We start from the raw sequence: 12,222 nt of genomic DNA, 5'->3' as shown, positions 1-12,222 counted from the left end.
TATTCGTGACCCGCTTCACCCGGGCTCCGCCCGCGTTCGCGATCACTCCGTCTATATTCGTGACCCGCTTCACCCGGGCTCCGCCCGCGCTCGCGCTCACGACAATCCCAAGATCCGTGAAGCGATGATGTTCTTCTGTATCTGTGATGTCCCGCCCATCACGCTCTGCGCCCGGCTGTACAGGTAGGCGCTGAGCAAGTCCGGATCGCGGGTCCCGGTGACCGCCAGGACGGCGTGCCCGACCGATTGCTCGACCCAGGTCATCAGCAGCTTGTCGAGCGAGCCTTCGGGCCCGTGCGAAACTCCGTCCAGCTGTTCGGACAGCCTCCGCCGGACATGATGGGTCAGCATCTCCGACTCGACCGCGGCCCACGCGAGCTCTTCGGACACCGGTCCATCGTTGCGGGCGTACAGGCTTCGCACCAGCTTGCCGTAGCGGGCGGCGTAACCGAGCGTCGAGGGTTCGCGTTCGTGGCCGACGACGGTCATGGCTACCGCCCAGCCATCACCAGGCGCGCCGACCATCCGATCGGCCGGTATCTTCGCGTCGTCGAAGAACACCTGACCGAATTCGTTGGTCACGCCGTTGATCATGCGCAGCGGACGCTGTTGCACCCCAGGCTGTTTCATCTGGAGCACGAAGGCCGACAGGCCGCGGTGCCGCTTGGCGTCGGGATCGGTGCGGGCCAGCAGCAGGCACCAGTCCGCGACATCGGAATAACTGGTCCAGATCTTGTGCCCGTTAACCACGTAGGTGTCGCCCTCCAGGCGCGCGGTCGTGGTCAGCGAAGCCAGGTCCGACCCGGCGCCGGGCTCGCTGAAGCCCTGGCACCAGCGCTCCGTTCCGTCGATGATGCCCGGCAGGAACCGTTGGCGCACTTCGTCATTGGCGTGCCGGCCGATCCCGTAGATCAGATAGCCCACACTGGGGCGCGGCGGGGCGCCGGAACGGGCGAGTTCCTCGTCCACGATGACGTCGTAGACCGGAGGCAACTCCTGCCCGCCGTACGCCCGGGGAAACGAGAGTCCGAAGAAGCCCTCGCGGTACAGGGCCCGGTGCCATTCGGCCTGACGGGCCCAGTACTCGTCGCCGGACCCGGAAAATTCCTTCGCGTGCACGGCAAGCCAGGACCGCAGTCGCTCCCGGAAGGCGGCTTCGGTTGGTGAGTCACGAAAGTCCAAGATCAATCTCCTTCAACGCGACGGGCCACAGCTCCGTCGAGATCAGGGCGCGGCGCAGGTAGACATGCACCAGGCAGTCCCAGGTGTTGCCGATCCCGCCGTGCACCTGAATGGCCGTCTCGCAGACGGTGCGGGCGGCGCGCGCGCAGTAGACCTTGGCCACCTGCGCGGCACGGACGGCGTCGGCGGATGGCAGCTCGTCGACCGCCCACGCGGCGTGCCGGGACACGCTGATCGAACCTTCAATCAGCGCAAGGCTTTCGGCCAGCAGATGAGCGACGGCCTGATATGACCCGATCTGCTTGCCGTATTGCTCGCGGATCTTGGCGTAGTCGACCGCGACGGCGTGCGCGCCCCGGGCGACACCCACCAGGTCCGCCGTCGTGGCGACCAGCGCGAGCGCTCGCCATCGCGCCGCGACGTCGCCGGACACTTCGCCCAGCGCCGCCGCCGTTCCCGCGATCGTGGCGTCGCTTCGGGTCAGGTCCACACCATCGATCAAGTCCTGAACCTCGGCGGCGAGCACCTTGCCATCGGCAAGGCAAACGGCTCGCTGGACGCCCCGCGCGTCGATGGCGCGACCGTCGACCGCGATTGTCGCGCCCGCGCCGTCGGCGCCGACGTGGCGGGCCAGGTCGTCGGCGAGCACCGGACCAAGAAATGGCGTGTCGACCAGTCGGCGCCCGAATTCCTCGGCGACGATGGCCACTTCGACGCCCGACGCCCCGTCGGAGCGCAGCGACCGCCAGCCCGTCCCGGCAATCTGCTTGTCCAGACGCGTAATTCGGCCCCGGTCGTCGAGATCCTGGACCGCCGAGGGCCCCAGGTCGTCGGCGAACTTGGCGGCGGCGTCGCGCAATTGCTGTTGTTCAGCTGTCAGACGTACATCCATAGCGCTCCTTCAGCACTCGGCGCAGTACCTTGCCCGAGGGCAGGCGCGGAATGTCGGGCACGAAGACCACCCGGCTGAGGTGTTTGTAGGAAGCCAGGCGCTGATCCACCCGGGCGGTGAGTTCGCCGGCATCGACGGGCGCGCACGTCGCGACCGCCGCAACCACCGCTTCCCCGTTGAGCCCGTCGGGCACACCGAACACCGCGCAGTCTTTGACGGCCGGGTGGCCGTGCAACACCGTCTCGATTTCGGCGGGCGCGACCTGAAAGCCGCGCACCTTGATCATCTCTTTGTGGCGGTCGGTGATGCGCAGCCAGCCGCCGGTGTCGATCCAGCCGACGTCGCCGGTGCGGTACCAGCCGTCGTCGATCACCTCGGCGGTCGCTTCCGCCGGCAGGTAACCGGCCATCAGCGACGCGGACCGCGCCTGAATCTCCCCGACCTCCCCCGGGCAGACGGGCTCGCCCGTCTCCAGCGAGACCACCCGCACGTCCACGCCCGGCACTGGCCGCCCAACGGAATCCAGGCGTGCGCCCTCGATCGGATTGCACGCGATGACAGGCAGTTCCGTAGTCCCGTAGGCCGGTACCCAGCCCACGCCGGTTCGCCGCGTCACGGTTCGCGCGACGTCGGCGCTCACGGGGGTGGCGCCCCACATGATGTAGCGCAGCGAGGACAGGTCGTAGGACTCGAGCCTGGGATGCGAGGCGATGGCCAGGGCAATAGGCGCGACCGCCATTTCGACGGTGATGCCGTCGTTTTCGATGTGATGCAGCATCCGTTCGATGTCGAACCGGGAATGTAGCCGCACGCGGGCCCCGCTGCGCAGGGCCGTGAGGATGTTGAGCAGGCCGAGGATGTGCGACGGCGGCGTGGCGATCTGGATGCGGTCGCGCCGCGTCAGCTGCAACGCATCCCGCCAGTGCCGCACGGCCTCGTCGAGCGCCGCGTGGGTGTGCCGGACGGCCTTGGGCAACCCGGTGGTGCCGGAACTGAACACCAGCACCGCGTCGGAGGCTTGCGGCGGTACGGCGCTCGTCGGCTCGCCGGGGGCGACCGGCTCGTCGAGGTCCAGCATCGGCATGACACCGGCCAGCACCGGATGGTCCCCGACGGCGTGCGCCGGTTCGGTGATTGCGAGCGCGTGGTCCACCTCGTCGCGCTTCCAGGCCGGGCTCAGCAGCACCGCCGTGGCGGCCAGCCGCCAGATTGCCAGCACGGCCGCGACGAATTCCGGACGGTTGGACGCCATCACCGCGACCCGCTGACCTGCCGCGACACCGTTCTTGGCCAGGGTTGCGGCCCAGCCGTCGGCCAGCGCGTCGAGCTGGGCCAGGCTGAAACGCCGCTCCTCGAACACGACCGCAGCCGGCTCGGTCACGTCCCGTCCTTCCCTGACAGGCCGGGCTGACCTGACATCCCCACAAGCTTGAGAAGATCCTATCGCTCTGTGAGAATAGTATTCTCTATAGTGAAGAATGCAAGTACGGGAGGGGGCGGTCGAGGTGACAGTCACCCGAAGCATCGAGGAGACCCCACGGGTGACAAATCCGTCAAACGGCTCCGGCGCGGGCACGGTGACCATCCACATGGACCGCAAGAAGGTCTCGGTGCCGCTGGTCCCCGGCGAGACGCTCTTGCAGAGCGCGCGGCGGGCCGGCCTGGAACCGCCGTTCAGTTGCGAGGCCGGTAACTGCGGCACGTGCATGGCCAAGCTCGAGGAGGGCCACGCGACCATGCGGGTTAACGACGCTCTGGACGATGACGAGGTCGCCGAGGGCTACATTTTGACGTGCCAGGGCGTGCCGGATACGGAGTCGGTCACGGTGCGCTACGAGTAGCGGCCCGAGGAGAGGTGGCGGCGATGGCCAAGGGAATCATGTACGTCGAAAGTCGGCCTAGTTCGCCCGAACGCGAACAGGAATACAACACCTGGTACGACGACGTCCACATACCCCAACTGCTGGCGCTCGATGGAATCGTCGCGGCGCGACGGCTGCGCCCCGTTGATGGGCAGGGCCCCTATGTGGCCATCTACGAACTCGAAGGCGACGATCTGCAGGCCATCTTGGACAACATGACCGCCAACGCCGGACAGCTGAACATGTCCGACGCCCTGCTGCTGGATCCCGCGCCCATCCCAAAACTGTTCGAGACGACCAGCGAGCGGAGCCGCTGACCCCGATGAACGTCGATGACGCCGAGTGTGCGGCCAGCCGCAGATTCGGCCGACTACGCGTCCTCGCTCAATTCCGGCGGCGGCCGGTATTGCGGCTCGTAGCCCGAGACGTGGATGGGGCTCCCGACGAGGCGGAAATCCCCTGCGGTCACAACGACTTCCGGCGTCGCATCGAGCGCCTCGGGCAGCGTTCTGACCGCCGCCGCAGGCACCCCGAGTGGGCGCAGCCGCCGCTCCCAGCCGGCTGCGCTGTCGGTGGCCAGCATCGCCGTGACGACGGCCAGCACCTCGTCGCGGCGGGCCACTCGCTCGGCCATCGTCTCGAAACCCCCGATGCCCGCTTCGGCGGCGAACGACTTCCAAAAGCCGTCGTGCGTGATGAACAGCGCCAGATACCCGTCGGCGGTCGGAAAGAGTTGGGCCGGAACGTAGTAGGAGTGCGCCCCGTGGGGCCGCCGCTGTGGCCGGACCCCGCTGTTGAGATACGCGGAGGCGTGATAGTTCAGCTGCGAGAGCATGACGTCGCGCAGCGAGACGTCGACTTGGCCGCCGGTTCCGGAGATGACCTTGGCCAACAGCCCCAGCGCCGCGGTCATCCCGGTGGAGTTGTCGGCCGACGAGTAACCCGGCAGGGTCGGGGGGCCGTCCGGGTCACCCGTCAGGGCGGCGGTGCCCACGCCGGCCTGCACCACATAGTCGAAGGCGGGATCGTCGCCGCCGTACAGGCCGAAGCCCGTAATCGCCACGCACACGATCCGCTCGTTGTGCCGTCGCAGCGTCTCATAGGTCAACCCGAGACGGCGGATCGCCGACGGCTTCAAATTGACCAGCAGCGCATGCGATTCGGCGACCAGCTCACCCAGGCGTTGCTGACCCGCATCCGAGTTCAGGTCCAGGCAGATGCTCGACTTGTTGCGGTTGAGGCTGGCGAAGTAGGTGTCCCCGACACCGCGGGAGATCTCGCCACCGCGCGGTTCGATCTTGATGACCTCGGCGCCCAGGTCCGCGAGCAGCATGGTCGCGTACGGGCCGGCCAGCATCGTGCCGACCTCGAGGATGCGTATCCCCGTTAAAGGTCCGGTAGACGTCACCGCAAATCCGTTGCGAGCGCGGCGATCATCTCGCGGGTGCGGCGCTTGGAGGCAATCAGCTCCTCGCGGTTGTCCCCGATGGGCAGCAGCCGCACCGACAGGTCGGTCACGCCGGCCTCGGCGAAACGGCGCATCCGGGTCAGGATGGCCTGCTCGTCACCGGCCGCGCACAGGTCCCCGACATCGCGGGCATCGCCGCGGTCCAGCAGCCGCTGGTAGTTCGGCGACACCTCGGCCTCACCCAGGATGCGGTTGGCCCGCTCCTTCGCCTCGTCGACTTGTGCCGGCGCACAAAGGCATACCGGGATGCCGGCGACGATCCGCGGCGCGGGCCGCCCGGCGTCGGCGGCGGCTTTGGTGATCTTCGGCGCGATGTGGTCACCGATCGCCCGCTCGTCGGCCATCCACAGCACGGTGCCGTCGGCGAGCTCGCCGGCGATCTGCAGCATCACCGGCCCCAGCGCGGCGAGCAGCACCGGCATCGGAGTATCGGCGCCGATCACCAGCGGATTGTGCACGGTGAACGAATCATTTTCGACGTCAACCGGTCCCGGCCCGGCAATAGCGGCGTTGAGCACCTGCAGGTAGTCGCGAGTGTAGGCGGCCGGCTTCTCGTAGGGCAGGCCGAGCATGTCGCGGATGATCCAGTGGTGCGACGGCCCCACGCCCAACGCCAACCGTCCACCCGCCACGGCATGCGTCGAGAGCGCCTGGCGGGCAAGGGCGATCGGATGCTGGGCCTGCAGCGGCACCACCGCCGTGCCCAGCTCGATGCGCGAGCTGTGCGCGGCCATCAGCGAAACCATGGTCAGGCAGTCGAAGTCGTTGGGCACCTGCGGCATCCACGCGGTGTCCAGTCCCGCGGCCTCGGCCCATCCGATGTCCGAGGCCAGCCTGTCCACCTTGCGGGCCATGTCGCCGCGCTCGGCGCCGATCATCACTCCGACGCGCACTGTTCCTCCACGGGTTCGGGGGTGCCGGTCAGCGTGCGGATTTCCCGCACCAGCACGTCGAGCGCCGTGCCGGTGGGGAATACCGCGGCGGCGCCGGCGGACAGCAGCTTGGGCACGTCGGCGTGCGGGATCGTTCCCCCGACGACGACGGCGATGTCGGCGGCGTCGGCGGCCCGCAGCGCCTCGATGGTGCGGGCGGTGAGCGCCAGGTGCGCACCGGACAGGATGCTCAAACCCACGACCGCGACGTCCTCCTGGACGGCGATCGAGGCGATGTCCTCGATGCGCTGCCGGATGCCGGTGTAGATCACCTCGAAACCGGCGTCGCGCAGGGTGCGGGCGACGATCTTGGCGCCGCGGTCGTGACCGTCCAGGCCGGGCTTGGCGACGAGAATCCGGGCCGCCACTAGAACACCACCGGTTGCTGGAACTCGCCCCACACCGCCTTGAGCGCGGCGACCATTTCGCCGACCGTGCAATAGGCATTGGCGCAGTCGATCAGCTTGTGCATCAGATTGTCGTCTCCTTCGGCGGCGCGCGACAGCGCCGTCAAACTGGATTGCACTGCGGCCGGATCCCTTTCGGCCTTCACCTTGGAGAGGCGCTTGAGCTGAAGGTCGCGGCCCTCCGCGTCCAGTTCGTAGGTCACGACATCGGGTTCCGGCTCGTCGGTCACGAACCGGTTGACTCCGACGACGGGCCGGGTCCCACCCTCGATGTCCTGATGCGCGCGGTAGGCCTCGTCGGCGATCAGGCCCTGCAGGTAGCCGTCCTCGATGGCGTGGACCATGCCGCCGTGTCGTTCCAGGTCGTCCATGATCTCCACGATCCGGGCTTCTGTCGCGTCGGTCAGTGACTCGACGAAGTAGGAGCCCCCCAGGGGGTCGGCGACGCTGGCGACGCCCGTCTCATAGGCGAGGATCTGCTGAGTGCGCAGCGCCAGTGTTGTGGTTTCTTCGGTGGGCAGGGCGAACGGTTCGTCCCACGCGGCGGTGAACATCGACTGCACACCGCCCAAGACCGCGGCCATCGCCTCGTACGCGACCCGGACGACGTTGTTGTGCGCCTGCGGCGCGTACAGCGACGCGCCGCCGCACACGCAACCGAAGCGGAACATCGATGCCTTGTCCGTGGTCGCCCCGTAACGCTCCCGCACGATCGTTGCCCAACGACGCCGCCCCGCACGGTATTTGGCGATCTCTTCGAAGAAGTCGCCGTGGGTGTAGAAGAAGAAGGAGATCTGTGGGGCGAACTGGTCGATCGTCATCCGACCCCGCTCCACCACGGTGTCGCAATACGTCACCCCGTCGGCGAGGGTGAACGCCATCTCCTGCACCGCGTTGGCGCCCGCGTCGCGAAAATGCGCGCCCGCCACCGAAATCGCGTTGAAGCGTGGCACCTCGGCCGCGCAGAACTCGATCGTGTCGGCGATCAGCCGCAGCGACGGCTCCGGCGGCCAGATCCAGGTTCCCCGGGAGGCGTACTCCTTGAGGATGTCGTTCTGGATGGTGCCCGTCAGCTTCGCCCGCGGCACCCCCTTCTTCTCCGCGGCGGCGACGTAGAACGCCAGCAGGATGGCCGCCGTCCCGTTGATCGTCATGCTCGTGCTGAGCTTGTCCAGCGGGATGCCGTCGAACAGGATCTCGAAGTCGGCCAGGGTGTCCACCGCGACGCCGACCCGGCCGACCTCCTCGCCGAACTCGGGATCGTCGGAGTCGTAGCCGCACTGGGTCGGCAGGTCCAGCGCCACCGACAGCCCCGTCCCGCCTTGCTCGAGCAGGTAGCGGTAGCGACGATTGGATTCCTCGGCGGTGCCGAAGCCCGAATACTGGCGCAGCGTCCAGAGCTTGCCGCGGTAGCCGGACGCGAAGTTACCCCGGGTGAACGGGAATTCCCCCGGCGCCGGAGGAGGCGCCGTGATGTCCCCTGGGCCGTACACCGGCGCAAGTGGAATGCCGGATGGTGTCTGGGCAGCGTTATCCATCGATGAATAACGTACTTGCAAAAAAAGAGAATGCCAATACCACATACCTGACCTGGCCAAACACGTCCGGCCGGGCCGCGATCGGCTAAACCCGGCAGAGGATTTCGCCGTGCGGGAGGGCGATCCAGCCGTCGGCGGCGGCGGCCCAGGCGCGCCACGCCGCGGAGATCTCGTCGAGCTGCGCCGGCGTGGCCAGACCCAGGCTCAGCAGGTCGCTCGAGATCCGCGAGTGCAGTATCCGGTCCGCCCACATCTCGCCCCACCACTCACGCGTGCTGGGGGTCGCGTAGCACCACACACTGCCCGACGGCGTGACGTCGTCGAAGCCCGCCCGCTGGGCCCAGGACAGCAGCCGCCGGCCCGCATCGGGCTCGCCGCCGTTCGCACGGGCGGCCCGTTCGTAGAGATCGCGCCACAGATCGAGCGCCGGCAGCTGCGGAAACCAGATGAATCCCGCGTAGTCGGCGTCCCGCGCGGCCACCACGCCCCCGGGCGCGCACACCCTTCTCATCTCACGCAGGGCCATCACCGGATCGGCAACGTGTTGCAGCACCTGATGCGCGTGCACGACGTCGAACGTGCCGTCGGCAAAGTCGAGCCGGTGCACATCGGCGGTCGCGAACGACACGTTCGACAGGCCTCGTCGCTCGATCTCGCCGCGGGCCACCCCCAGGACGTCGGCCGCCTGGTCGACAGCCGTGACGGGGCCGGGCGCGACGAGGGCGGCGAGGTCGGCGGTGATCGTCCCGGGCCCGCACCCGATGTCCAGCACGGACAAGCCGGGCTTCAGGTGGGGCAGCAGGTAGGCGGCCGAGTCCTGCACGGTGCGCCGCTGGTGGCTGCGGAGCACCGACTCGTGGTGGCCATGCGTGTAGGTGGCTCCGCGCTCGTCGGTCATTCCTGGAGCGTACCGACTAATCCATAATATGAAACTGCCGTCTCGATATGTGAGATCAGTCCACGGGCACGTCGAGGATCGGCACGTCGACCCCGGCGCCCGGGCCGTCGAAGTGCCACCACTCCCCCGAGTACGGCGCCAACCCGCCGTATTTCATGGCGTTCCGCAGCGCGGCCCGGTTCGCCTGGGCTTCGGCGCTGACCCCCTGGGTGGCGAAAGCGTTTGCGCGGGAGGAAAAGTCGTCGAAGTCGGTGCCCATGTCGGCCAGGCATAGTCCGTCCGCGTGTTGCCCGGACGCGCAGGGCTGCTGCGTCGTGGTGAAAGTGACGTCCACCGAGCGCCCCGACTCGTGACTGCGCGCGTACGGGCCGGGCCGCGCGACCCACGCCGGGTTGGGAACGGCGTTGAACATCTTGACCTGCACGTCGTGCGGCCGGTAGCAGTCCCAGAACACCAGGACGTGCCCCTGGGGGCGCAGCGCCGACGCGGCCGCCGCCAGCCCCGGCGCCAAGGATTGATGCACCAGGCATCGCGCGTCGGAGGGGTACAGCTGCGTGTGGGTGAAATTGTTGGTCGTCGCGTAGCGCAGGTCGATGATGGCGTCGGGAACGACGCTGCGGACGTCGACGAATCCGGCCGCGCGCGCCGCATCGCTCACGGGCGGAACCTCGGGACCCGCCTGGGCCGTAACCCCGGGAATCGCGGCCGTGGCGACCGCAAGCGCAAGGACCGCGCGCAAAACACGCATCCGGCCATTGTCCCGGTTGGCCCTCCCGAATTGCGTTAGCCGTTACCCAATGTCGCCGTCGACGTAGCGCTGCAGGTTGGGCCCCACGGCGGCGACCACTTGGTCGTCGGGCATCGATGCGATCGGCTCGATCTTCCAGACGTAGCGCAGCAACGCGAAGCCGATCAGCTGGGTGGCGATCAGGCCGCTGCGCCGCAGCCGTTCGTCCTCGTCGGCGCCCAGGGTGGAACCGCCGATCAGACCGCGCTCCACGATCAGCCGCAGCTTCTCCCGCGTCTTGTCTTCGTGCGCGGCGGTCAGCACCACCGCGCGCAAGATCGGACCCACCTCCTCATCGGTCCAGGTGTCCAGCACGGTGCGGATCAATTGCCGACCGAGATCGGCTTTGGCCGTCGCCCACGTCGCGGCCACCGCGTCGAGCCACTTCTGCGGCGGCGTGGTGGCCGCGTCGAGCAGCCCCTCCTTGGAGCCGAAGTAGTGGTAGATCAGGGCCGGGTCGACGTCCGCGGTGCGGGCGACCGCGCGAATGGCCGTGCCGGCCCAGCCGTGTTCGGCGAATTCGTCACGAGCCGCGGCCAGGATGCGCGCCGCCAAGACGCCGCGCTCGTCACGCGGACCCGGGGTGATCGATCGCCGCGCCACCGTCCCACCATAGCCGAAATTTCATCTTGCGTTGAGACTAGTTTCAACGTAGCGTGAAAATATGGCTCCGCTCAACGGCCCGCAGACCACCGGACGGGAATACCGCAACCTCAGCGAGCCGCAGTACGCGACGCGCACCGACATCAACGAAGCGATCACGATGCGGGATGGCACAACGCTTTTGGCCGACGTCCACCGGCCGGACGCCGACGGCAGGTTCCCGGCTCTGCTGGCCGCCTCGCCGTACCCGCGGCAGATGCAAGACCTCGGCGCCCCGGCGGGATTCATCGAGGCCGGCAGGACAGACTTCTGGGTGCCCCGCGGCTACGTGCACGTCATCGCCAACCTGCGCGGCACCTGCGGCTCCGAGGGCACCTTCAACTTCTTCGACGCCCAGGAGCGGCGCGACGTGCACGACCTGGTGGAGTGGGTCGCGGCTCAGCCGTGGTGCGACGGCAACGTCGGCATGATCGGCATCAGCTACTTCGCCATGACCCAACTCGAGGCCGCCGTCGAGCGGCCGCCGCACCTCAAGGCGATCTTCCCCCTTGCCGTGACGGCCGACCTGTACGAGGGCGCTAACCACCACGGGCTCCTGAGTTCGTCGTTCGTCACCCCGTTCCTCGCCATGATGGGCCTGACCTCCGACCGCAGCGACAAGCTTTGGCACAGCAAGCCAATCGGGTTGGCGCGCCGCGTCCTGAATAGCCCGGGCGTGCACAAGAAATTCGAGACCAAGAACGGCGAAGCGGCGGTCACCATGCTGCGTCAGCTGCTTCGGCTGCCCCACAACCCGCACCCGTGGGACGAACTGTGGCAGGAGGCGGCGGTCAAGCACCCCACGCGTGACGAATGGTGGGAAGAGCGAAACCTGTTGCCACTGCTCAAGGAGATCGACATCCCCGTCTACCTGGGGTGCGACTGGCAGAACGTGCCGTTACACCTGCCGTCGACCTTCGCCGCCTGGAAGGGGCTGTCGGACAACGCATGCGTGCGGATGGGCATGCTCGGCGAGTTCGGCCTGACCTGGCCGTGGGAGAGCATGCATACCGAGGCGCTGGCCTGGTACGACCATTGGCTGAAGGGCCGCGACACCGGAATCGCCGACGGGCCGCCGATCCGATACTTCCTGCCCGGCGCCGACGAGTGGCGAACCGCGGACTCCTGGCCGCCGTCGCAAGCTGACCACCGCGAACTGGCCCTGCGCGCCGACGGTGGTCTCGATGCTGACGAGGGCGAGCCGGGCGGACGCGAATTCATGGTTGTCGGCTCGGGTCTGGGCCGCGTCAAGCCCAGCGAGATCGATCCGCCACCGATGCTGGCCTGGACCGGCGCCCCGCTGGTTTCGGACCTGGACGTGGTGGGCGATATCGAGCTGCGGCTGGTTGCGTCGGCAACCGCTCTCGACACCGCATGGATCGCGACGCTGCATGACGTGGGCCCCGACGGGGAGTCGACCGACGTGACCGCGGGCTGGCTGCGCGCCAGCCTGCGCGAGGTCGACGAAGCGGCCAGTCGTCCCGGGGCGCCCGCGCTGCCCTGTCGCAACCCGCAGGCGGTGCCGCTGGGCGAGGACGTCGAGTACCGAATCCCGTTGGTTCCCAACGCCCGCCGGTTCAAGGCGGGTCACCGCATCCGCGTGACGCTCACCAG

13 protein-coding genes are annotated in these 12,222 nt (G+C 68.3%); 3 read left to right on the top strand and 10 right to left on the bottom strand.

Annotation, left to right across the window (positions count from 1 at the left end; all coding sequences use genetic code 11):
- Positions 1-96: 96 nt before the first annotated feature.
- The 3 genes from WU80_RS21995 to WU80_RS21985 are packed head-to-tail and all read right to left on the bottom strand — an operon-like array spanning position 97 to position 3,455.
- Entirely contained in the window at positions 97-1,182 is a 1,086-nt protein-coding gene (locus WU80_RS21995; protein ID WP_055405219.1) for an acyl-CoA dehydrogenase family protein, read from the bottom strand.
- Complete coding sequence (locus WU80_RS21990) at positions 1,169-2,074, bottom strand: acyl-CoA dehydrogenase family protein (RefSeq protein WP_055405222.1); 906 nt, start codon at positions 2,072-2,074, stop codon at positions 1,169-1,171. The genes WU80_RS21995 and WU80_RS21990 overlap by 14 nt, the downstream gene beginning before the upstream one ends.
- The gene (locus WU80_RS21985; RefSeq protein ID WP_055405218.1) at positions 2,052-3,455 is read right to left on the bottom strand and encodes a class I adenylate-forming enzyme family protein; all 1,404 of its coding nucleotides are present in this window, start codon (positions 3,453-3,455) and stop codon (positions 2,052-2,054) included. Before WU80_RS21985 ends, WU80_RS21990 begins: the two co-directional genes overlap by 23 nt.
- Before the next feature lie 124 nt (positions 3,456-3,579).
- Between WU80_RS21985 and WU80_RS21980 the strand changes: the two genes are divergently transcribed.
- Positions 3,580-3,915: a 2Fe-2S iron-sulfur cluster-binding protein gene (locus tag WU80_RS21980; protein WP_055405221.1), complete on the top strand. Its 336-nt coding sequence runs from the start codon at positions 3,580-3,582 to the stop codon at positions 3,913-3,915.
- A 23-nt stretch (positions 3,916-3,938) separates the two neighbouring features.
- Positions 3,939-4,253 carry a DUF4286 family protein gene (locus tag WU80_RS21975; protein ID WP_055405220.1) on the top strand — a complete coding sequence of 105 codons (315 nt, stop codon included), beginning with the start codon at positions 3,939-3,941 and terminating at the stop codon, positions 4,251-4,253.
- 53 nt (positions 4,254-4,306) lie between these two features.
- Here the strand turns inward: WU80_RS21975 and WU80_RS21970 are convergent, their stop codons facing one another.
- The 7 genes from WU80_RS21970 to WU80_RS21940 all read right to left on the bottom strand — a co-directional run bounded on the left by WU80_RS21970 (position 4,307) and on the right by WU80_RS21940 (position 10,569).
- Positions 4,307-5,344, bottom strand: coding sequence for a CaiB/BaiF CoA-transferase family protein (locus WU80_RS21970; RefSeq protein ID WP_082459984.1), 1,038 nt, complete (start codon positions 5,342-5,344; stop codon positions 4,307-4,309).
- Positions 5,341-6,297 (bottom strand): LLM class F420-dependent oxidoreductase, encoded by a 957-nt coding sequence (locus WU80_RS21965; RefSeq protein WP_055405216.1) that lies wholly within the window; start codon positions 6,295-6,297, stop codon positions 5,341-5,343. The genes WU80_RS21970 and WU80_RS21965 overlap by 4 nt, the downstream gene beginning before the upstream one ends.
- Positions 6,282-6,704: a cobalamin-dependent protein gene (locus WU80_RS21960; RefSeq protein ID WP_055405215.1), complete on the bottom strand. Its 423-nt coding sequence runs from the start codon at positions 6,702-6,704 to the stop codon at positions 6,282-6,284. The genes WU80_RS21965 and WU80_RS21960 overlap by 16 nt, the downstream gene beginning before the upstream one ends.
- A complete protein-coding gene (locus WU80_RS21955; RefSeq protein WP_055405214.1) occupies positions 6,704-8,281 on the bottom strand; it encodes a methylmalonyl-CoA mutase family protein in 1,578 nt (525 codons plus the stop codon). The genes WU80_RS21960 and WU80_RS21955 overlap by 1 nt, the downstream gene beginning before the upstream one ends.
- Before the next feature lie 85 nt (positions 8,282-8,366).
- Positions 8,367-9,179, bottom strand: coding sequence for a class I SAM-dependent methyltransferase (locus WU80_RS21950; RefSeq protein ID WP_055405213.1), 813 nt, complete (start codon positions 9,177-9,179; stop codon positions 8,367-8,369).
- Positions 9,180-9,234: 55 nt separating this feature from the next.
- Positions 9,235-9,927, bottom strand: a complete 693-nt coding sequence (locus WU80_RS21945) for a M15 family metallopeptidase (protein ID WP_055405212.1) — start codon at positions 9,925-9,927, stop codon at positions 9,235-9,237.
- A 42-nt stretch (positions 9,928-9,969) separates the two neighbouring features.
- Complete coding sequence (locus WU80_RS21940; protein WP_055405211.1) at positions 9,970-10,569, bottom strand: TetR family transcriptional regulator; 600 nt, start codon at positions 10,567-10,569, stop codon at positions 9,970-9,972.
- A 61-nt stretch (positions 10,570-10,630) separates the two neighbouring features.
- Here WU80_RS21940 and WU80_RS21935 point away from each other — a divergent pair.
- A partial coding sequence (locus tag WU80_RS21935; RefSeq protein WP_055405210.1) for a CocE/NonD family hydrolase occupies positions 10,631-12,222 on the top strand: 1,592 nt, incomplete at its 3' end.

It is taken from the genome of Mycobacterium sp. UM_11 (assembly GCF_001414075.1).
GTDB lineage: Bacteria > Actinomycetota > Actinomycetes > Mycobacteriales > Mycobacteriaceae > Mycobacterium.
The sequence above is the reverse complement of the archived record's forward strand: the minus strand, read 5'-3'. Positions and strand labels throughout refer to the sequence as shown.